The organism is Chryseobacterium sp., assembly GCF_022869225.1.
In the GTDB taxonomy this organism is placed as follows: domain Bacteria; phylum Bacteroidota; class Bacteroidia; order Flavobacteriales; family Weeksellaceae; genus Chryseobacterium.
Window position 1 is genome coordinate 4,380,079 of record NZ_JALIHL010000001.1, and the last position, 22,961, is coordinate 4,403,039.

General features: G+C 39.0%; 20 protein-coding genes. 17 read left to right on the plus strand and 3 right to left on the minus strand.

The annotated features are described in order from the left end of the window. The first annotated feature begins 22 nt into the window (after positions 1-22). Together MUW56_RS20475 and MUW56_RS20480 are read left to right on the plus strand one after the other, a co-directional pair. Positions 23-385, plus strand: a complete 363-nt coding sequence (locus MUW56_RS20475) for a hypothetical protein (protein ID WP_292014936.1) — start codon at positions 23-25, stop codon at positions 383-385. Positions 386-470: 85 nt separating this feature from the next. Then, a complete protein-coding gene (locus MUW56_RS20480; protein ID WP_292014937.1) occupies positions 471-890 on the plus strand; it encodes an Hsp20/alpha crystallin family protein in 420 nt (139 codons plus the stop codon). 217 nt (positions 891-1,107) lie between these two features. On the opposite strand, the gene MUW56_RS20485 is transcribed toward MUW56_RS20480, so the two are convergent. From MUW56_RS20485 to MUW56_RS20495, 3 genes are all read right to left on the minus strand, one after another. Further along, positions 1,108-2,403 (minus strand): NRAMP family divalent metal transporter, encoded by a 1,296-nt coding sequence (locus tag MUW56_RS20485; RefSeq protein WP_292014938.1) that lies wholly within the window; start codon positions 2,401-2,403, stop codon positions 1,108-1,110. A 188-nt stretch (positions 2,404-2,591) separates the two neighbouring features. Continuing rightward, positions 2,592-3,329 (minus strand): YoaK family protein, encoded by a 738-nt coding sequence (locus MUW56_RS20490; protein ID WP_292014939.1) that lies wholly within the window; start codon positions 3,327-3,329, stop codon positions 2,592-2,594. A gap of 99 nt (positions 3,330-3,428) precedes the next feature. Next, entirely contained in the window at positions 3,429-4,115 is a 687-nt protein-coding gene (locus MUW56_RS20495) for a Crp/Fnr family transcriptional regulator (RefSeq protein ID WP_292014940.1), read from the minus strand. Positions 4,116-4,464: 349 nt separating this feature from the next. On the opposite strand from MUW56_RS20495, the gene MUW56_RS20500 reads away from it, so the two are divergent. The 15 genes from MUW56_RS20500 to MUW56_RS20570 all read left to right on the plus strand — a co-directional run bounded on the left by MUW56_RS20500 (position 4,465) and on the right by MUW56_RS20570 (position 22,938). Next, positions 4,465-5,631: a hypothetical protein gene (locus MUW56_RS20500; RefSeq protein WP_292014941.1), complete on the plus strand. Its 1,167-nt coding sequence runs from the start codon at positions 4,465-4,467 to the stop codon at positions 5,629-5,631. A 338-nt stretch (positions 5,632-5,969) separates the two neighbouring features. Beyond that, complete coding sequence (locus MUW56_RS20505) at positions 5,970-6,566, plus strand: methyltransferase domain-containing protein (protein WP_292014942.1); 597 nt, start codon at positions 5,970-5,972, stop codon at positions 6,564-6,566. A 1,003-nt stretch (positions 6,567-7,569) separates the two neighbouring features. Further along, positions 7,570-8,295 (plus strand): NUDIX domain-containing protein, encoded by a 726-nt coding sequence (locus tag MUW56_RS20510; protein WP_292014943.1) that lies wholly within the window; start codon positions 7,570-7,572, stop codon positions 8,293-8,295. A gap of 15 nt (positions 8,296-8,310) precedes the next feature. Further along, positions 8,311-9,795 (plus strand): FGGY family carbohydrate kinase, encoded by a 1,485-nt coding sequence (locus MUW56_RS20515; RefSeq protein WP_292014944.1) that lies wholly within the window; start codon positions 8,311-8,313, stop codon positions 9,793-9,795. Positions 9,796-9,901: 106 nt separating this feature from the next. Next, the gene (gene xylA / locus MUW56_RS20520; RefSeq protein ID WP_292014945.1) at positions 9,902-11,230 is read left to right on the plus strand and encodes a xylose isomerase; all 1,329 of its coding nucleotides are present in this window, start codon (positions 9,902-9,904) and stop codon (positions 11,228-11,230) included. 94 nt (positions 11,231-11,324) lie between these two features. Next, the gene (locus tag MUW56_RS20525; protein WP_292014946.1) at positions 11,325-13,352 is read left to right on the plus strand and encodes a SusC/RagA family TonB-linked outer membrane protein; all 2,028 of its coding nucleotides are present in this window, start codon (positions 11,325-11,327) and stop codon (positions 13,350-13,352) included. Continuing rightward, positions 13,312-14,220, plus strand: a complete 909-nt coding sequence (locus MUW56_RS20530) for a hypothetical protein (RefSeq protein WP_292014947.1) — start codon at positions 13,312-13,314, stop codon at positions 14,218-14,220. Before MUW56_RS20525 ends, MUW56_RS20530 begins: the two co-directional genes overlap by 41 nt. 12 nt (positions 14,221-14,232) lie before the next feature. Then, positions 14,233-16,191 (plus strand): RagB/SusD family nutrient uptake outer membrane protein, encoded by a 1,959-nt coding sequence (locus tag MUW56_RS20535; RefSeq protein WP_292014948.1) that lies wholly within the window; start codon positions 14,233-14,235, stop codon positions 16,189-16,191. A 79-nt stretch (positions 16,192-16,270) separates the two neighbouring features. Continuing rightward, the gene (gene uxuA / locus MUW56_RS20540) at positions 16,271-17,446 is read left to right on the plus strand and encodes a mannonate dehydratase (protein WP_292014949.1); all 1,176 of its coding nucleotides are present in this window, start codon (positions 16,271-16,273) and stop codon (positions 17,444-17,446) included. 29 nt (positions 17,447-17,475) lie between these two features. Then, positions 17,476-18,291: an SDR family oxidoreductase gene (locus MUW56_RS20545; RefSeq protein ID WP_292014950.1), complete on the plus strand. Its 816-nt coding sequence runs from the start codon at positions 17,476-17,478 to the stop codon at positions 18,289-18,291. A gap of 319 nt (positions 18,292-18,610) precedes the next feature. Beyond that, positions 18,611-20,029 carry a glucuronate isomerase gene (gene uxaC / locus MUW56_RS20550; RefSeq protein WP_292014951.1) on the plus strand — a complete coding sequence of 473 codons (1,419 nt, stop codon included), beginning with the start codon at positions 18,611-18,613 and terminating at the stop codon, positions 20,027-20,029. A gap of 4 nt (positions 20,030-20,033) precedes the next feature. Continuing rightward, a complete protein-coding gene (locus tag MUW56_RS20555) occupies positions 20,034-21,032 on the plus strand; it encodes a sugar kinase (RefSeq protein WP_292014952.1) in 999 nt (332 codons plus the stop codon). Continuing rightward, a complete protein-coding gene (locus MUW56_RS20560) occupies positions 21,029-21,493 on the plus strand; it encodes a bifunctional 4-hydroxy-2-oxoglutarate aldolase/2-dehydro-3-deoxy-phosphogluconate aldolase (RefSeq protein ID WP_292014953.1) in 465 nt (154 codons plus the stop codon). The genes MUW56_RS20555 and MUW56_RS20560 overlap by 4 nt, the downstream gene beginning before the upstream one ends. Further along, complete coding sequence (locus MUW56_RS20565; RefSeq protein ID WP_292014954.1) at positions 21,490-21,663, plus strand: hypothetical protein; 174 nt, start codon at positions 21,490-21,492, stop codon at positions 21,661-21,663. Before MUW56_RS20560 ends, MUW56_RS20565 begins: the two co-directional genes overlap by 4 nt. Next, positions 21,664-22,938, plus strand: coding sequence for an MFS transporter (locus MUW56_RS20570; RefSeq protein WP_292014955.1), 1,275 nt, complete (start codon positions 21,664-21,666; stop codon positions 22,936-22,938). The last annotated feature ends 23 nt before the right edge of the window (positions 22,939-22,961 follow it).

The following is a 22,961-nucleotide window of genomic DNA, read 5'->3' on the forward strand; positions in this document are numbered from 1 at the left end:
ATTTGAATATTGAACAGGAATTATGAAAGTCATAGTATATCATATAAATCAGGAAGATAAAGAGCTTCTTGCATTGGCCAATCGTAAAAAACATAAAATTACGATTATCGTATATCCTTTAAATAATCTTACAGTTCATTTTGCAGCATCAAAGGATACTGTCATTATTATTGATCAGGAGGAACCTCTTTCCTCAGACCTTATCCAAAAACTTGTATTTCTTGGAATAAAGAATATCATCTTCAGATCACAGGAAAATCTTCCCCCCGATTTGTCAGTCATTAAAGATTCCGGACTGAAATATATTGCCCTCACAATGACTGACTCAAAATTGGCTTCCAGCCGGATGATTGAAATACTTGATGTCTGGGAAAAAAGTGATTAACATCATTTCAAAATACAACTGTTATCATGATTTAAAAATAATTTCCGTGATACCTTTAAAGTATCAAATTAAAAATAGTTTTATTATGAAAACTTCAGGAAAAGCCAATCAATCTCCATTGGAAAATACAATAGAAGACTTTTGGAAAAAAGATGAATTTTTAAATGCATCAGTAAAAATGGAACCTGCCATTAATATCATTGATAAGAATGGGGTATATAAGCTAAAAGTTTTAGCTCCGGGATTTAAGAAAAAAGAGTTTAAAGTGGCCGTTGAAAACGGGATACTGATAATGAGTGCTACAACCAGCACGGAGAAAAAAGAGGAAAAAGAAAATTATGTAAGAAAAGAATTTTCAGCATCTTCATTTTCCCGCAGTTTTCGTTTACCGGACAATATTAGCTTGGGACAGATCAAAGCCTATTATAAAGGCGGATTATTGCATATAACGATCAGTAAGGCTAATCTGGATAAAAAGGAAGTGAAAGAAATCCGGATCAATTGACATCTAAACAAACTTTAAAAAAACCTGCTGCTATGAAAAAAGATCAGGATGCAACCCTAATTCAGAACAGTTTTAAACATACAGAATCTGATATTTAATCGGCTGTATCTGTATAAAATGTATCGTGATGAACCCATTAAAGATATTTAAAAATCAGATAAACCCTCTTCATAAAACTCCAGGCTAAATTTTATTAGGCCCTATTCCCTTTTTAATTTTAAATAGTAAAAAACAGGGCAATAGATGCCGCCGCCATGAAGATAAAAGTGGCCCATAGTAATGCCTTGGAAAGCCATCCGCTTTTAAATTCTCCCATAATCCGTTCATTTGCAGATATCCGGATGATAAGAAACAGGAGAGGTACTGCTGCCACACCATTAAGCACAGCTGTGTAAACGAGAGCTTTTACCGGATTAATACCAATAAAGTTTATGGATAAGCCAATGAGGGTAGATATGATAATGACCATATAAAAGCCTTTCGCTTTTCTGAATTTGTACCCGAAACTTGCGTCCCAATTGAAAGCCTCGGAAACGGCATAGGATGCTGATCCTGAAAGTACAGGGACAGCAAGCAATCCCAGACCAATAATCCCTACGGCAAATATGATCTTGGAGATAAACCCTGAATTGGGGAAGGAATGTACCAGGGGTTCCAGAGCCTTTGCAGCATCGGCGGCAGTGCTAATATCGGTGACACCGCTCTTATGCAGTACAGTTCCCCCCACCAGTATAATACACCAGGTCGTAAATTCAGAGATCACCATACCGATATTATTGTCCTTTCTCATAGCGTGGATATGTGGCCATCCGATTCTGGGTTTTCCATCCCGCATCAGGCCCTTTTCATTTTCTTCTTCTACCTCCTGGGAAGCTTGCCAGAAGAACATATAAGGAGTGATGGTAGTACCAAATACACCGGTGATGATGAAAAGAAAACTAAAGGAAAATTCAAAGTGGGGAACCACAGAGTTCTTTATTACTTCTGCCCAGGGCTGGTCAATAATAAATGCCGTAAGAGGATAGGCCAGTAAAGATAGGGCCAGCCATTTAAGTACTTTTGAATACACCCGGTAACTTGTAAAAATCTCCAGTAAAAGAATGATAAGGGTAAAGAACAGCATCAGCACAACAAAGTTAGCAGGGATGAGCAGCTGGGCAGCTGCGGCCATCGCTCCGATATCTGCCCCAATATTAATGGTATTGGCGACGGTAACAAGCCCTACCGAAGCATACAGGACTTTTTTGCTGTAATGATCTTTGATAACTGCAGTAAGACCCTTACCGGTAACCATCCCGATTCTCGCACAGGCTTCCTGTACAGCTGTCATAAACGGCAGCATGTAAAGTGCCGTCCACAGTTGTCCGTAGCCAAATTGTGCCCCGGTCTGGGAATATGTGGCAATACCGGACGGATCATCATCAGCTGCCCCAGTAGTTAACCCCGGACCCAGTAGCCCAAAGAATTTTTTGATCTTTTTTGTTCGAGAACGAACATTATGTTTGGTAGACATAATAGGATGCAGTTTGATTATACAATATACTATTAAAAGAGACCATCATTTGTATATTCCTGTATTTTTTTCTTATAAGCCATCTGCCGGCCATAAAAAATTAGGTTAAAAATAAAATATTCTTCTTTTGACTGTAACTTTCCTTTCAATAGAGAACAGCTTTAGCAATACATTGAAAGACTTTACAGTTAATCATGATGCCTGAATCTTCTTTTCAAATGATAATACCTGAAAAGAATATGGTCATACCACAAAGCGAAAACCAGCAGACCCGCAGGAAGAAGAAGTGTTTTCAGTTCAAAATGCTGAAAGGTGAAACCTCCGATTATCCCGCCTAAAAAAAAGCAGCTGATAATGATAAGCTTTAAAAATATACTTTTATGCAGTCTTGTCTTTTCTCCTTTTTCCCTATAAAAAAAGACTTGTGACAGCTCTATACCCAAATCCGTGAACAGCCCGGTAAGATGGGTAGTTCTTACAACAGATTGGGATATTTTGGTTACCAGCGCGTTTTGCATCCCCATAACGAAGAGAAGAACAGAAGAGATAATTATGGAAAGTGAAGGATCACTCCTGAGCAGTAGAATAGGAGTAAAACCTACGATAAGCATGATAACCGTCTCAATGGATATGGGAATGATGTAGGAGTTATGTGATCTGTATTGGGAGGCCCACTCCATAATCAGCCCTGAAATAAAGGCTCCTATTAAAAAGAAAAGAATATACAGCAAATACATAAAGGCCATTCTGTAATTCTTCAAAAACAGCTGTTCCGAAAAAAAGGCAAAATGCCCTGTTACATTGGTGGTTAATGTATTTACAGCGAGTACCCCTGTAATATTGACCAATCCTGCTACACAGGATAAAATAGAAGCTAGTTTTAGATTATGGGAATAGGTGCGTTTTTTTCCTTTATGCCTGAACATCAGTAAATTATTTTGTACAATTATATAAAAAGATCTCCAAGAGGGATAAAGAAGTAAGTAGCTCGTTCACGGTATATACATTCCTGTAATAACAAAAGCTTAATGCAGGTTAGCAATATGGGTCAGCCGCTCGACATCTATCAATTGTATTTTTCTTCTATCCATCAAAATAAGTCCGTCCTGCCTGAAATTATGGAGTATGCGTGCTAATGTTTCATTAACCGTTCCTACCATATTGGCCAGGTCCGCCCGGGAGAGCGTAATATATACATTATTATCTTCCGTGGTACTTGCTTCATATTTTTTGTGTAGAATCAGTAAACTGAGCGCTACCCGCTCTCTTACTGTACGCTGGGAAAGGACAGCCATCAGATTGGCCATCACGCTGAACTCATGGCTCAGGCTTTTTAGGAGCAGTCTGGAAAAGACAGCGGATTGATCAAGAATCTTTAAAAAATCCTCTTTTGATATAAAAGCAATGACACAGTTTTCAATAGTTTGTGTGGTATCTCCATAGGATTCATTACTTAAAATGGCTGAGTATCCAAAAAATTCTCCGGTACTATAAATATAGATGATCTGCTCTCTGCCGTCGTTATCTACTTTGTATTTTTTTACCTTTCCTGTTTTTAAGTAAAAAATACCGGCAGGTATTGTTCCGTCGGTAAAAATAGCTTGGTTTTTGCGGTAATTCTTATTCTGCATCGCTTTTCTGAGCATCTCCCGATCATACAGGGGAAGCTCATTAAAGAGATACTGATTATTAAAAAGAAATTTTGACATCATAGCTGCTACAAATCTAAGTTATTTTAAGCTAAGCAAAATTTGACTTAAATCAAATTTTGTAAAGATAAATATCATTGTAATTTATTGATTAACAGTTTAATTTAGCTAAATAATAATATGGATTTTAAGATGAATACATTGAGCACTTGGAATATACAATTCACTATAGAAAAACCATAAGTGATAATTCGTTTAATATCTGAATTTCATAAACTTAAATATACGGATTATTACTTTCTTTTACAAATGATATTGCTGTTCCTATTCTGAATTCAAATTAACCTGTTATTTAATTGATATTTTTTAATAATGTTTATTTTATAAATGTTAACTTAAAACACAACTAAAGATGAAAAAAAAGCTTATTTTAGGAATTTTTGCAAGTATTCCTATGTTGTTTAATTCACAGGTAGGGATAAATAATACTACACCTGTTGCAACCTTAGATATTACGGCAAAAACTACCGGAACGATTCCCGGAGTTCCCGAAGGATTGATAGCGCCACGCTTGACGATCTCAGATCTTAATTTGAAATCTTCAGCATATGGAACAGCACAAAGTGGAACACTGATTTACGTAAATAATGCTTCAAATGCTGCCCCCTCAGGGCAGACGATTAATATTACAACACAGGGATATTACTATTTTGACGGTTCTGTATGGCAGAAAGTAACCAATGGGATTCCTGCCAATATTTATAATAGTGATGGTTCTCTTAATGGAAACCGTATAGTGACAATGGGAACAAATAATATAGCCTGGAACAGTACGGCAACCACAACTACGGCCACCAATCTGAATGCAAATGCTGTAACCACAGGAAAAGCCTTAGATATTTCTACTACAGGATTAACTACAGGAACTGCATTGAATATTGCATCTTCAAATGGGACCTCAAATACAAACGGAATCATTAAAATTACGAACACTTCAGCTTCGGGAACAGGAACATTTGCCACGTTACAGGCAAATAATACAGCAGGTTCAGGTTTGAATATTTTGAATAACGGTAATGTAGGGATCAATACGAATGCACCGGCAGCCAATCTTCACGTAAGTGGAAATGCACGTATCACAAATACACCGATGTCTACAACTTCAGCAGATAAATATTTGGTTGTAGATGGCAGTGGTAATGTTTTGTCACGTGAATCTGTCCGTGCTAGAACTGCAAATTTAGCACTAAATGGAACGACTAACTGGACCAATGCTGCTCCGGACACAATTGTTGATTTCTACTTTGTAGACAAGGTCCATACTATTACACTTCCTGCTGCTACAAACTTTGCCGGCAGACTTATCCGTTTTTATATTTATGGAGGATCAGGCTGTAATGTTGTTATCGGTTCGGTTTATGGTCCGACACAGGTAGGGCCGGGGCTCATACCTTCCGGATTTTCTTATTCGGCGCAGGGAGGCGGTGCTACACTGACAATAACCGGAGATGCCAATCGTTTTGATTTTGTAGACGTAATTTCTGATGGCTATTTTTGGTGGGTAGATAACAGAAACTAAATGAATGATTGATCATTTCACTAAGGATGAAGATGGCTAAAACCGAAAATCTTAATATTCATAGGATTTTTTGATAATGGTGCTCCAAAAATCAAGGTATTTATGGAGTACCATTACAACCTTCATCCCCAAAATACCTGGTCAGATCCGTCTGAGGGTGATGAAACAGCCTTTGGACTTGTACCAGTTGTACATAGAACGTTAAAAATTGTAAGCCTTTTGCCCGTGAAGAGAACATTAAGGAAATCAAACCCATATTGCTTTTGGTTTTCTAAGCATTTCAGCAGATATTTGCACAAGCGAATTTTAACTAATGAAGAATATATTTAACTTATCCAATGATTTTTAAAAATCTCAAATCAAATATTGAGGTTAAAGATAGTACCTTTAATGAACTTTACCCTAATCATATAAAAGAATTGGCAAGCCGTCACTGGACCCCTATCGCTGTTGCCAAAATGGCGGCTGAGTATCTCGCTGAAGAACCCAATAGTAAAATATTGGATATTGGTGCTGGTGCCGGAAAGTTCTGTCTGGTGGGCGCAGCTTCTACAAAAGGAATGTTTTTTGGTGTCGAGCAGAGAGCTTCTCTCACTAAAATATCAAAAAAAATAGCCGCCAGGCATAAAATTACCAATGTAGAATTTATACACTCCAATATCAATGAAATTTCTTTTTCCGATTATGATGCATTCTACTTTTTTAATTCTTTTTATGAAAATATAGATACTTCATGTTTAATCGACGATACAATACTGCCAGACAGAGATTTATATAATACGTATTCCGATTATGTAAAAGAACAGCTTGATAAGACTCCTGTAGGGACCCGTTTGGTAACGTACTGGAGTAAATGGGATGAAATTCCGAGCAGTTTTGATTTAACCGGTACAGATTGTAATGGACTATTAAACTTTTGGAAGAAAATGTTCTGATCTGTTACAGAAAATAATTCTGTAGGTTTGATTTGAAGAGACCGGGAAACTGGAAATTAGAAATAACATATTCACAAGAAGCTATAGGGTTTCATAGAGGTTTGCTGAAGAAGGGGAAATGATGGCATGGGGGCTTGCTTATTGCCGTTGATCTTCAGTGAGCGTTGAGGTATTATAAGGCTATTCAATAATTTTTTCATATGTAGCCTATATTGAGAAATATAAGGCATTAACAGGATACATAGGTCTGAATATTATGTATATTTTTTTTGTATTACTACAATTTTTTTGTAGTAATACTTTTTTTATTATAGTTTCTGATAAACATTCAGGCTCTGTCAAAGTGTTCGAAAATGCTATATTCCGGCTAACTTAGATTCCTTTTTTGTTTGATTTTATATTTTTCATTATTGATTTCAGATCATTACGGCGTTACAGATCAGATAAAAAACTGCTTTATTATAGGATAAGTGGAAAATTATATGACAAATGTTCTCATAAGACATATGGAATATTGAATTTTGAAAAATGCCCTTTACAACCAATATATAATTTATACCGATGCCTCTATTTAGATTTTTTATTCCTTTAATACCAGATCATCCTGATCTGTAAATTCATTGTTTCATAAAATTTTAGAGCTAGACCAGGAAAAGTGGTAAAGAAAGATAGATTTTAGTTTCGTTTTTAATAATAAAAAGTGTGTTTTTTATATTTTTTTTTCAAGCAAAATGAAAAAAAAATGAGTTCTTCTTATCATACTAATTACTCAAAAAATAACGATCATTTTTTTGACTTGGCAATATTGCAATTGATTGAAAATTCATACCTTATAAAATAAGTAAGTGTCAAATTAATGATAACCTTATCATAATTTTTATACAATTGATATCATAAAAAATCGATATGTAATGTATTGATATGCAGTAGATAATGGTGAATTTATTTTTTTTATTCAGATGAATTTTTATATTTGTAATGTTACCAAAATGTTAACGAACTAATGAATCAGAACTTTATTCATACCTATGTCTCTGTAGACTGTGTTGTTTTTGGATTCGACTATGAAAACCGGTTGAATATATTATTAGTACAGCGCCACGTGGATGACATCCCGCTGGAAAAACAGAGAAAACTGCCGGGAAGCCTTATTTTCAGTGATGAAGATGTGGATGATGCTGCACAAAGGGTACTTCATGAACTTACGGGAATTAAGAAAATGGTACTTAAGCAATTCAGATGCTTTGCAGATCCTATGAGGGCAAGCAATGTGCATGATATAAAATGGATGGATAAAGAATACAAACATCATATAGACAGGATCATTACAGTGGCCTATCTTTCCCTTTGTAAAATAGATCATAAGATCAACAGTACAAAATATGATACCGTAGACTGGTATCCTGTTGATGAGGTTCCGGTATTGCCTTTTGATCATAACAAAATTATAAACGAGTCTCTGGTTGAGATCAGAAAATGGATCGAATCAGATTTCTCAATTATTTTTGAGCTGCTGCCAAAAAGATTTACCATAAGACAGCTCTATCAGCTATACAGTGCTTTAAGTGAAAAAAATATAGATATTAAAAATTTCCATAAAAAGATATCTTCATTTCCATACATTGTTCCTTTGGACGAGATTCAAAAAGATGTATCACACCGTGCAGCAAGATATTACAGATTCGATGCTAAGATCTACAAGAAAAACAATACAAAACTTATAAAATAACCTTTCTTAAAAATTATGTACTTACTAGGCTATGATATTGGCAGTTCTTCTGTGAAAGTTTGTCTCATTGAGGCATCCAGTGGAAAAGTGATTGCTTCAGAATTTTCTCCCAAAAAAGAAATGAAAATCACTGCGATTCATCCGGGATGGGCAGAGCAAAATCCGGTTGACTGGTGGATCAATCTGAAATTGGCCCATGAAGCTGTCATGCATGAATCTGGAGTACACCCTGAAGATATTAAAGGAATCGGCATCACCTGGCAGATGCATGGTTTGATTTTGGTAGACAAAGACCAGAACTTATTAAGACCGTCTATTATCTGGTGTGACAGCCGTGCAGTGCCTTATGGTGAAAAAGCATTCAAAGAAATAGGAGAAGAAAAATGCCTGTCACAGCTGTTAAATTCACCAGGAAATTTTACCGCATCAAAGCTGGCGTGGGTAAAAGAAAACGAGCCTGAAATTTTTGAAAAGACAGACAAAATAATGCTTCCGGGAGACTATATCGCAATGAGACTTTCAGGGCAGATAGGCATGACCATTGAAGGCTTGTCGGAAGGAATTTTCTGGGATTTCAAAAACAATTGTATTTCGGAAGATATCATTAACTACTATGGAATCCCGAAAAGCTTTTTCCCGGAAATTGTGCCTACATTTGGAATCCAGGCGACGGTTTCCTCCGATGCTGCGCAGGAACTAGGGTTGAAAGAAGGAACGCCCATTTCATACAGGGCAGGAGACCAGCCCAACAACGCCCTTTCCCTGAATGTTTTTAATCCGGGAGAAATTGCTTCTACAGCAGGAACTTCGGGAGTAGTATATGGAGTTCTGGATCAGCTGGAATACGATAAGTTATCAAGGGTAAATACATTTGCCCATGTCAACTACACACCGGAACAGATCAGACTGGGAGTTTTGCTTTGTATTAACGGCACAGGAATTTTAAATTCCTGGTTGAAGCATAATTTCGCGACCTCACTTTCTTCTTACGGTGATATGAATGATATGGCCTCACTTTCACCGATCGGTTCAAAAGGTTTAAGTATTATTCCTTTTGGAAACGGTGCCGAAAGAGTGCTTGAAAATAAAGATACAAGCTGCTCTATTCACGGAATTAATTTCAACATACATACAAAAGGAGATATACTGCGTGCAGCGCAGGAAGGGATTGTATTCTCTTACGAATACGGAATGGATATCATGAGAAATATCGGAATGGATATTCAGGTGATCCGTGCAGGAAATGCCAACATGTTTTTAAGTTCAATTTTTCGCCAGTCGTTATCCAGTGTCAGCAATGCGGTCATTGAACTGTATGATACCGATGGAGCGGTAGGAGCTGCAAGAGCTGCAGGAATGGGAATAGGATTTTATTCAGATTCCAGAGAAGCATTTTCTTCACTTGAAAAAATAGCGGTGATAGAGCCCGAGCATGAAAAACAAGAACAATATTTAGAAGCCTATGCCAGATGGAAACATCATCTTAACGAAATAATCTAGAACGGTTACAACAGAATTTTCATCAGCTTACTGACTCTTAGGAATCAGTGAGAAGGGGATCTTTACGCAAAAAATTAAAAAACAAATTAAAAATAATCAGATAAATATGAACACTTTAACAGGTACAAAAGAGTTTTTTACAGGTATTGAAAAAATCAAGTTTGAGGGAAAGGACAGCAAGAATCCGTTGGCATTCCGCTATTATGATGCTGAAAAGACCGTGATGGGAAAACCTATGAAAGACTGGACCAGATTTGCAATGGCATGGTGGCATACCTTATGTGCAAACGGAAGCGATCCGTTCGGAGGACCTACCATCCACCATCCTTGGGACATCGGAAACGATGCAGTGACCAGAGCAATGCACAAAATGGATGCAGGGTTTGAATTCATGTCTAAAATGGGCTTCAATTATTACTGCTTCCACGATATCGATCTGGTAGACCCTGCCAATAACTGGAAAGATTATGAGAAAAACCTGCAGACTATTGTAGAATATGCAAAACAAAAGCAGCAGGAAACAGGAATCAAGCTTTTATGGGGAACAGCAAATGTTTTCACGCATGAAAGATACATGAACGGCGCATCTACCAACCCGAATTTTGATGTTGTAGCCTGTGCAGGAACCCAGGTGAAAAATTCAATAGATGCAACCATCGCACTTGGTGGTGAAAATTACGTTTTCTGGGGCGGAAGAGAAGGATATATGAGTCTCTTAAATACTGATATGAAACGTGAAAAAGACCACCTGGCCCGTTTCCTTTCCATGTCAAGAGATTATGCCCACCAGCAAGGTTTTAAAGGAACTTTCCTGATCGAACCCAAACCGATGGAGCCTACCAAACATCAGTATGATTATGATTCTGAAACCGTAATCGGATTTCTGAGACATTATGGATTAGACAAAGACTTTAAGCTGAATATTGAAGTGAACCATGCTACGTTGGCAGGTCATACGTTTGAGCATGAACTTCAGGTTGCAGTAGATGCAGGACTTTTGGGAAGTATTGATGCCAACAGGGGAGATTATCAGAACGGCTGGGATACGGATCAGTTCCCGATAGATTATTATGATATGGTTCAGGCATGGCTTGTATTGCTTCCATCAGGCGGATTAGGAGCCGGAGGAGTGAACTTTGATGCTAAAATCAGAAGAAATTCTATTGATGCTGAAGATTTATTCATTTCTCATATTTCAGGAATGGATGTTTTTGCCAAAGGTCTTCTTGCAGCAGCAGATATTCTTGAAAATTCGGATTATAAAAAACTGAAAACAGACCGCTACGCTTCTTTTGATAACGGAAACGGAAAAGCATTTGAGGCAGGTACGCTTACACTGGAAGATCTTCAGAGGATAGCTCACGAAATCGGCGAACCACAGCCAAAAAGCGGAAAACAGGAATTGTTTGAAGCCATCGTGAATATGTATATATAATAAGAAAATAAAAGGCTCATAAACACTAAGGATTTTAGAAATTATAATTATTAAACAGCCTTTTATTCAACAACTAATACTAAAGATAATAATTATGAACCGATTTTATTTCAATAAAAGCAATAGAGCGGCATTATTTTTTGCAATGACTTTATTGCCTTCCGGCATAGCATATTCACAGGTTAAGAAAGATACAGTAGCTAAAGAAAATAAAATAGATGAAGTTGTTGTAATAGGATATGGAACCCAGAGAAAAGAAGCTGTGACAGGTTCTGTAGCCACTGTAAAAGGAGATGCCCTGCGTGAAGTACCTTCTGCCAATATTACCCAGGCATTACAGGGAAGAACGGCAGGGGTTGATATTTCGCAGACTTCCACAAAGCCGGGTGCTGCCATGCAGATCCGTATCCGGGGAACCAGATCTCTGACAGGGGATAATAACCCTTTGATCGTGTTGGATGGTATTCCTTTTGTAGGATCACTGGGAGATATAAGCTCCAGCGATATCAAAAGCATTGATATCCTGAAAGATGCCTCTGCCACAGCGATCTACGGGTCCAGAGGAGCAAACGGTGTAATTCTCGTTACTACGAACAGAGGAGCAAAGGGGCAGAAACCAAAGTTTACTTACAACACTTTTACCGGAGTCCAGACCTTGTTTTCAAAATATCCTATGATGGATGGTCCTAAGTTTGCAAGACTGCGTGCTTATGCTACTCCTGCAGGCAATACAACGCCTTTGTATACCAACGGGGTTGATGAGAACAACAATACGAATACAGACTGGCAGAGCCTGTATTATAAGCCTGCAATGATGACCAGCCATGATATTGGTGTTTCAGGAGGAACAGAAGGCGGGAATTATAATGTAGGATTATCCTATTTCAAGCAAAATGCATTAATTCCTATTCAGAGTTATGAGAGATTTGCCCTGCGAATGGCCATTGACCAGCAGGTGGGTTCCACTTTCAGGTTCGGTTTTACAACAAACACAAACTATTCCATCTCTGAAGGAAACGGAGTAAATCCGGGAGCGGTTTTGGGGTATTCTCCCATTGCTAATCCTTATAATCCGGATGGGAGCCTGAAAAGAGTAATGAGTACAGCGGGTGGGATCGATCAGACATGGATTTATACACGAAGAGGCTTAGACAACTTAGGAGATAAATATATAGATGAAACCAAGTCTTTTGCCTCCTACAACAATCTTTATGGTGAAGCCAACCTACCAATCAAAGGATTAAAATACCGATTGAATGTAGGATTGGATTTCCGTACCTCAAATAGTGGAAACTATACCGGGGTGGGAGTTTTTAATACCAACCCTCAGGGACCGTCTGCTGCAGGAAGAGGGAATAACCAGACCTACCATTGGGTGCTGGAAAACCTTTTAACGTATGACCGTACATTTGGCAAGCATAAGATTAATGCCGTAGGGCTGTACTCCGCAGAGGGTAACAAGTATACAAGCTCATACATGAGTGCAAAGAATGTCCCGGCAGATTTTTTCCAGTACTATAACTTAGGACAGTCTCCGCAGGCAGATATTACCGTACGACCAGAGGACCAGATATATTGGAAAACCGGTTTGCTTTCCGCGATGGGAAGAATAATGTATACTTACGATAACAAGTATATGCTGACGGCAACCCTGCGTGCCGACGGATCTTCCAGGCTGGCTCCAGGCAATAAATGGCATACCTATCCCGCATTATCATTAGGATGGAATGTTACCAACGAATCTTTCATGCAGAATATCAAAGCGATTAATCTCCTTAAATTCAGAGCCGGCTGGGGACAGACTTCCAATCAGGCTGTAAATCCGTACTCTACATTGGGAGCACTTACAGTTACTCCTTATAATTTTGGGACTGCCAACAGTACAGGGGTGTATGTAAGCCAGGCTCCGAACCCTAATCTTGGCTGGGAATATTCAAAAACCCAAAACTACGGAGTAGACTTCGGATTATTTAATAATCGCCTTACAGGGAGTGTAGAATATTACAAAACCCATACATTCGATCTTTTGACCCAGAAAAACTTACCTCCATCCACCTGCTATAGGCTCTATTGTATCCAATGTGGCAGAAACGGAAAACAAAGGGGTAGAAGTGAGCCTTAATGGTGTTATCATTGATAATCCTGATGGTTTTACCTGGGAGGCAGGAGTTAATTTTTATACCAACAGAAATAAAATTTTATCTCTTGCATCCGGAACTACACGCGATGTCAATAACTTATGGTTTGTAGGACATAATATTAACTCTTTGTACGATTATCAGTATATAGGTCTTTGGCAGGCAGGCGATCCTTATCAGAATATTTTGGAGCCGGGGAATGCTGGCGATGTTATTGGCTCAATTAAGGTACTGTATACCGGAGGTTATAATCCTGACGGAACCCCTGTAAGAGCAATAGGACCTGATGACAGACAGATTTTTGATACAGCTCCGAAGTTTCAGGGAGGATTCAATATGCGTTTTGCCTACAAGAATTTTGAGCTGAGTACTGTAGGGGCTTTCCAACATGGAGGAATCCTGATAAGCTCTATATATGGTTCTGCAAGTTATCTTAACAGGCTAACAGGCCGAGGTAATAACGTTGATGTAGATTATTGGACAGAAAATAATACAGGAGCCTACTTTCCACGTCCGGGACGTCATCTAAGCGGTGATAATCCGAAATATGCTTCCACATTAGCGATGTTTGATGCCTCATATCTTAAGCTTCGTACAATAACTTTGGGCTATAATGTCAGCAAAGAGTTTTTAAAAGATTTGAAAATCACCAGCTTCAGAATCTATTTTACGGTAACAAACCCTGTTGTATTATTTTCTCCTTATCACAAATTCTCAGGAATGGATCCGGAACCTAACTCTTTAGGGAATGAAAACCAGGCGGTAAGCGGATATCAAACCCGCCAGCCAATTATAGGTACCAATAACCCTTCTACAAGAAATTACTTAATGGGACTTAACTTAACCTTTTAAAATTGGACAGTCATGATAAATTTTAACAAAAAACTGATAATGGGAGCCATCTTTTTATCATTAACATTTACAGGATGTAATGAAATTCTTGACGAACAGCCAAGATCAACATACACTGTTGACTACTTTAATACACCGGACGGAATCAAACAGAGCTTTACTTCTCTGTACAGACAGTTGCGATTGCTGTATGGCAACGGATACTTTATGAGCAATTGCCAGAATGGAACTGACGAGTCTACCTGGGCACAAAGTGCTGATGGTAACTTTAAGGAGCTGGATATGTCCGGAAATGGTAACATCAATTCCAATACTTTCCCTACAAGTATGATTTGGGGATCTGTTTTCCCATATATTAATACAGCTAATGGAATTATAGAAAAAGGACCGGGATTCGGAATTGCAGAATCAATGATTTCTGAAGCCAGATTTTTCAGAGGATTTGATTACTTTATGCTGGTTCAGACGTATGGAGGAGTACCTTTGGATCTGGGGGCCGGAGAACTGAAGTTTAATACTGTACCTTCCACAACTTCGGCAAGAAATACAGTTTCAGAAGTATATACCAAAGTTATTTTTCCCGATTTACTTAAAGCCGTTGACAATCTTCCAGCATCACCAAGGGTAACCGGAGGAGTCACTAAAAATGTGGCGAGACTTATTTTAGCCAAAGCTTATCTTACTTATGGATGGTGGCTGCAAAATCCCAATAACATCCCTACTTACCCGGAGGTTTCAAGAAACGATCCTGATGCCCATAATGCCCAATGGTATTTTCAGCAGGCTTATGATATAGCAATGGCGGGAATTACCAACCCCGGAGGGTACGGGCTTCAGCCTACTTTCTACGATGTAAATGCAGGCCCTAATGACAGAAACACTGAATGTATGCTCTATGCAGACCACACGCAGTCAAGCACCTACTATAATGAAGGCGACCCTGTAGGATTTGGCTCAGGATGGGCCCCTGACAATTTTGCCGCCTGGATGCAGACATGGAATTATACGGCTATAAAAAGCAGTAAAACAACAGCATGGGCAGGAGCTGATGTTGTAAGTGCAGTGCAGCGTGAAGCGGCTCAATCTCTGGGGCGTCCATGGGTTCGTATGTGTCCAACCTTGGGAGTCATTAAAAATACTTTTGCTGATAAGACCAATGATTCCCGTTACGATGGAACTTTTGTAACCACGTACAGAGGAAACTGGAATAAAAACGGAACAGGTCTTACAAGTGTCCCTGTATTGTATAACGCAAATAACCTGCCGGTACAGCCGGGAGGAGCAATACTAAGCTTTCTTAATGATGACAGCCAAACTCCTTCATATCCTTCAGGAGCTGGTCAAAATGGTGTAGGGGCAGGTACTTTACCGGGAAGAGCAGACTGGGTAATTGCACCCAACGGAATCAACAGGATTGTATATCCGGGTCTGTGGAAGATAGGAACGTACCGTACTGATGATCCGAACGGCTTGGGATACCCTAATGCAGGATTAACCCGTCCTTTCAATGTTGCTAAATTTTCAGAATTGTATTTTATAGCAGCAGAAGCGGCTGTAAAAGGAGCTTCAGGAGCTATGACAGCCAGAGATCTTATCAATGTCATCCGTTCCCGTGCCGGAAAATGGAAGTTCAACAATGCCCAGAATACCGCTTATGTAGCAGATAACAGTGCTGCAATGACTGCTGCCACACCATCCGTAATTACCATTGATTATATCCTTGCAGAAAGATCCCGTGAATATTACGGAGAATTTTACAGATGGTATGACCTGGTGCGTACACAGAAGTGGGGAGAATATGCTGCTACTTATCAGATCGGGGGAGCTTCTTATGGAGATCATACTCCGCAGACAGTAACAAGAACGATAAAGCCTTTTCATTATCTGAGACCTATTCCTCAGAATCAGCTTGATGCCATGGAAGTTTCTGCAGATATTAAGGCGAAATATCAGAACCCCGGATACAATTAATCATATTCTACATTCATATCAGTAACGGAGTAGGTGTGAAAGCACCTGCTTTGTTTACCTGAATTAAAACTTAAAGATTATGGAAAAAACCTGGCGTTGGTTTGGCAAAAAAGACAAAATAAAACTCAGTACACTCCGTCAGATCGGAGTAGAAGGAATTGTTTCTGCATTACATGATATCCCTAACGGAGAAGTCTGGAGTTTGGAGGCTGTTAATGATTATAAAAACTATATAGAAAGCCACGGACTTCGCTGGTCTGTTGTGGAAAGTCTTCCCGTAAGCGAAGCCATCAAATACGGAGGTGAAGACCGTGACTCTTTAATAGAAAACTATATCACAAGCCTTGAAAATCTGGGTAAAGCGGGTATTACAACAGTTTGCTACAATTTCATGCCTGTTCTTGACTGGGCGCGTACCGATCTTTTTCATGAATGGGTGGACGGTTCGTCATCACTTTATTTTGACAAAGCCAAGTTTGCTTACTTCGAAATTCATATCCTGCAGAGGGAAGGAGCAGAAAACGATTATAATTCAGAGGTACTTCAAAAAGTAGAAGAATTAAAAAATACGTTAACGGAAAAGGACAACAATGATCTGATAGACTCAGTGATTGTAAAAACACAAGGATTCATTAACGGAAATATTAAAGAAGGTGATCAGAACCCGGTGGCTGTTTTCAAAAATCTGCTGGCATTGTATGATGGTATAGATAAAAACCAGCTTCGCCGGAACATGAAATATTTCCTTGAAAAAATAATGCCTGTCTGCGGAAAATGGAATATTCAGATGTGTGTGCATCCTGACGATCCTCCTTTTTCATTATTAGGCTTACCAAGAATAGTCACCAACGAAGAAGATATTGACTGGCTTTTAAACGCTGTTGATAATCCTCACAATGGACTGACATTCTGTGCAGGCTCCTTAAGCGCCAATCTTCAGAATGATGTTCCGAAACTGGCTCAGAAATTTGCCCACCGCACAAAATTCGTCCACCTGAGAAGTACCAATGTCTTTGAAAATGGTGATTTTATCGAGGCGCATCATCTGGGAGGAAGAGGAAAGCTCATTGAAGTGATCCGTGTGTTTGAAAAAGAAAATCCTGACCTGCCTATGAGAATTGACCACGGAAGGCTTTTAACAGAAGATGCTGACAAAGGATATAATCCCGGCTATTCATTTTTAGGAAGGATGCTGGCATTGGGACAGATCGAAGGGGTAATGGCCGCAGTACAGTCAGAATTGCAGAAAAATTAATCTGCATTTGTAACATAGTAAAAAGTAAAATGAAAGAAATGTTTAGTATTAAAGACAAAGTGGCAGTCATCACAGGGGCTTCAGGCGTTTTGGGAGGAAGCCTGGCGAAAAGTTTTATAGAGGCCGGAGCAAAAGTGGTCGCACTGGGAAGAAACCAGGAAACATTGGATGCCCGGATAAAAGAACTGACAGATTTGGGAGGAGAGGCACTCGCTGTAGAAGCCAATGTGATGGATATGAAAAGCCTTGAAACCGCTTCAGGGAAAATAAAAGAAAAGTACGGCAGCATTGATGTACTGCTTAACATCGCCGGCGGAAATATTCCGGCAGCGACTTTATCTCCTGAACAATCATTTTTTGATATGGATATGAAAGGATGGAATGAAGTTACTGACCTTAATATCAACGGAACCGTTTACCCGAGCTATGTTTTCGGAAAAGTAATGGCTGAGCAGGGAAACGGAAGCATTATTAATATTTCTTCCATGGCTGCTTACTCAGCGATTACAAGAGTGGCCGGATATTCTGCCGCCAAATCTGCGATCACCAATTTTACCCAATGGCTGGCATCTGATCTGGCATTGAAATTCGGAGATAAAATTCGCGTTAATGCAGTGGCACCAGGATTTTTCATTGGGGATCAGAACCGTGCTATCCTTTTGAATCCGGACGGAACTTTAACCGAGAGAAGCAAAAAAGTAATCGCCAAAACCCCCATGCAGAGATTTGGAGAAGTAGAAGAACTGAATGGCGTTGTACAGTTTCTATGTTCAGAGGCCGCAAGTTTTATCACAGGAGCACTGATTCCTGTTGATGGTGGTTTCAGCGCATTCAGCGGAGTATAAATAAAAACTAATTTCTACATATACAGTGACCGGGACTTTAATGACTGCATTCAAAGTCCTGTTTTAAAATGTTGGCTTTCCTAAAATCTTACTATGTAAAGAGAGAAGCTGTTTAACCACTTAAGTTTTTTTAGAGCTAAGCTTTATGCATAATAAGTACATCTAAGTTTTGTGAAATCTTTGATTTTCATCTTATGTGAACTTTTCTGCGGAATCATTTTAAACTTACTTAGGTAAACTCAAGTGTTTTAAATAAGGTTTTTGTGACTTTAAAGTTTAAACAAGTTTAGAATTAAAATTTAGATTGTAAAAGTAAATAATGAGTAATTCCATTAAAAATAAAGACGTTTTCGGAGAATCGTTTTTGCTGGAATCAGCAAAGGCAGAGAATCTGTATTTCGGCTATGCTAAAGATATGCCGGTGATCGACTATCACAACCATCTTGAACCCGATGTAATTTCTGCCAATCAGCATTTCCGTTCTCCAACGGCTATCTGGCTGGATGGTGACCACTACAAATGGAGAGCCATGAGAAATTTTGGCATTGATGAACAGTTTATTTCCGGAAATGCTTCAGATCACGAAAAATTTATGAAATGGGCAGAAGTGGTGCCGTATACGCTTCGCAACCCATTATTTCACTGGACTCATCTGGAATTAAAAAATCCTTTTGGAATCAGCGAATATTTATCACCCAATAATGCAGATACCATATACCATCAGATGAATGAAAGTCTGCAGACATCCGGCTTTTTGCCACAAGCCATCCTTCAGAATTGTAAGGTAGAAGCTTTATGCACTACGGATGATCCTGCCGATGATCTGGCTCATCATAAAGCTTTAAAAAACAGTGGATTTAACACCGCTGTTCTTCCGGCTTTCCGCCCTGATTCCTATATCAATATGATCTCTCCTGAACAATATCTTTCAGGAATAAGAAAGCTTGAAAAAGTCTGCGGATTTTCCATCACATCGGCTTCTGATCTGTTGAATACTCTTCAATCAAGAATCAATTATTTTGTGGAAGCAGGAGCAAAAGTAGCCGATCATGGTTTTGAATATTTTCCGGATACTACAAAATGGAATCATAACCTTGAAAAAGAGTTTTCTGAATTCCTGAAGGGTAATCTTTCAACATTTTCCAATCCGGAAGCCTTATGTGGTTATATGCTGAAAGAACTTTGCAAAATGTACGCAGAAAAAGGCTGGGTACAGCAGTTTCATGTAGGAGCAACCAGAAACAACAATTCAGAAATGTTCAGAAAAATGGGTGCCAACGCAGGATATGATGCCATCGGAGAACCGTATTACACACAAAGAATGAGCATTCTGCTTGATGCACTGAATACGGAAGGAAAACTCACCAAAACCATTATTTACAATCTGAACCCGGCATTTAATGAAGTTCTGGCATCCCTTGCCGGAAACTTCAATGAAGGTGGAATCAAATCCAAAGTACAGTTTGGAGCAGCCTGGTGGTTCCTCGATCAGCTCGACGGGATGACAAAACAGATGAATACGCTTTCCAATATCGGTTTGATCAGCACTTTTGTAGGCATGCTTACCGATTCCCGAAGCTTACTGTCATTCTCACGACATGATTATTTCAGAAGGCTTTTATGTAATCTATTCGGAAATGAGATGGAAAGAGGTCTTCTTCCCGATGATGAAAAATGGGTAGGAAAGATCATTCAGGATATCTGTTATTACAATACAAAAAATTATTTTGAAATCTAATACCATGCAGGATTCAGCTAAAATAGTATGTTTTGGGGAACTCCTTCTCCATTTTGCTCCGGATTCCGAAGGAAGCTGGCTCAATGAGCAGTCTCTGAAGATTTACGTGGGCGGCGCTGAATATAATGTAGCGGCAGCGCTCTCCCAATGGAAGAATTCCGTGAAATTGTTATCAGCTTTACCTGAGAATTTTGTAGGAAACCAATTGGAATTTCAGCTTAAAAATAAAGGAATAGAAGTCCTTGCAGAAAAAAATAAAGGGAGAATAGGAACATTTTATCTTTCTTCCGATGGAGATATGCAGAATGCTTCAGTCGTTTACGATCGATTTCCGTCTGTTTTTACCCAATCGGATTTTAAAACTTTCAGGGATGATGAAATATTTTCAGAAGTAAAATGGCTGCATATCAGTACCATCACACCCGCTTTGAGTAACAGTGCGTTCCTCAAATGTTTATATCTCATGGAAGAAGCGAAGGAAAGAAATATTACGGTTTCCCTTGACCTCAATTACAGAGCGTTACTCTGGCAAAACCAGAATCCCCACAAAATTAAAGAGCTGATGCCTTTTGTGAATGTTCTCATGGGAAATATCTGGTCTGTTGAGCAGTTCCTGAATATTCCCATTGAATATGAGCTTAACGGAAATTTTGATGATGAAAATATTCTGAAACAGGCAGAGAAAACAGCGTTGGAAATCCGGAAACAATTTCCGGATGTGGAAAAGATTGCCAATACGTTCCGTTTCACAAACGGAGAACAGGTCAATTATTTTGCCACCTTATTTGCTGATGAACAGCTTTTGGTTTCAGAAAAATATGATGCAGAAAGAATTGAAGAAAGAGTAGGAAGCGGTGATTCTTTTATGGCCGCTTTGATCCATGGAATTATAAAAGGTAACTCGGAACAACAGATCCTGGAGGATGCCACGAAAGTTGCTTTCAAAAAGCTTTTTGTAAAAGGAGATACCATTGATGACAGCATTAATATCGAAAAATTATGAGTGAAATACTACAAAAAATAAAAGACCAGAAAATAGTTCCGCTGTTTTATAACGAATCATTTGAAGTCTCAAAAAATATCATCCGAGCTTTATACGAAGCAGGAATCCGTGTGATAGAATACACCAACCGTGGTCATCATGCATTGGAGAATTTTACCAGGCTGAAAGAAATTTCCCACACAGAATTTCCTGGTCTTTTGTTAGGAATCGGAACGGTAAAAAATATACAGGAAATGGATGATTATATCAATGCAAAAGCTGATTTCATCATTACACCGGTCATCAGTGAAGCATTGGTAAAACATGCTCTTGAAAGAAATATCCTTCTGATTCCGGGTTGTTTTACTCCTTCTGATGTCAATATTGCGTATCAGAATGGCTTAAAACTGGTTAAAATATTTCCGGCTGACGCTTTAGGTAAGAATTACATCAAATCTTACAGCCTGTTTTTCCGGGAATGAATTTTATGCCAACCGGAGGAATCAATGCTGAATCTGAAGATATCAGAGAATGGCTCAATGGTGGTGCCATAGCGGCAGGACTGGGAAGCGCACTCATCGGAAAAGATGTTAACGGAGAAGAACTGACTCTGAAAACAAGAAATTTATTACAACAACTTAATCATAACTAAATGCAGGCTCCTCAAAACCGCAATATAAGATGGTGGATGCTGTCTCTCGTTTTTCTCGCCACTACGATCAATTATCTTGACCGTCAGGTAATGGGTTTGCTGAAACCTGTTCTGGAAAAAGAATTCAGCTGGGACGAAAAAGATTACAGCTATATCGTCATGGCATTTACAACCACTTACGCCATTGGCTATATGGCTATGGGAAGGCTTATAGACCGGGTGGGAACCAAAATCGGGTATGCCGTTTCTCTGATTGTATGGAGTCTTGCGTCTATAGGACATGGGTTTGTCAAAAGTACCATCGGATTTATCATAGCGAGAAGCACCCTGGGAATCAGTGAAGCAGGAAATTTTCCTGCTGCCATCAAATCGGTAGCTGAATGGTTTCCTAAAAAAGAAAGAGCATTGGCAACCGGGATTTTCAATTCGGGAGCGACTGTGGGAGCTATTTTGGCACCGCTGCTGGTTCCGTTTATTCTCGGACATTATGGCTGGAGGCAGACTTTTGTTTGGATCGGTGCTTTAGGGTTGGTTTGGATTATCCTTTGGTGGAAATTCTATACCGTCCCGGAAAAAACCAAAAATCTGAGCAAGGAAGAACTGCAATATATAAAAAGTGATCAGAATGAAAAAATCCAGGAAAAAACCAAAGTCCCTTTATCGGAATTACTCAAATATAAAGTAACATGGTCATTTGCGATCGGTAAAATATTAACTGATCCTATCTGGTATTTCTTTATGTTCTGGCTGCCGGCATATTTCTCAGATGTATTCAAAATGGATTTAACAAAACCGTCCCTTCCGTTGATTATTATTTACAGCGGAACCACAATCGGAAGTATTGGCGGAGGCTATCTCTCATCATTTCTGATCAAAAAAGGCTGGGCGATCGGAAGAGCAAGAAGCTTTACCATGTTGCTGTTTGCTTTGATGGTTGTTCCGGTCATGTTCTCAAAATACGTAGATAATATGTGGATGATTACCCTTATTATTGCCCTTGCCACGGCTGCACATCAGGGATGGGGAGCTAATCTTATGACTACTGTGGGAGATAAATTACCTAACAGCTATGTCAGTTCTGTCATCGGTTTTGGCGGTATGCTCGGCTCGGCAGCAGGAATTATTTTTCCGCTTTTTATCGGAATCGTTCTCGATGCCTTTAAAAAATCAGGAAATATCAACGGAGGCTATAACATCATATTTTTCATAGCCGGAATATCCTATGTTACAGCCTGGGGGCTGATTAAAATAATCAACCGCAAGAAAACTGTTTAGGATGACGCTAAAAAATCGTAAAA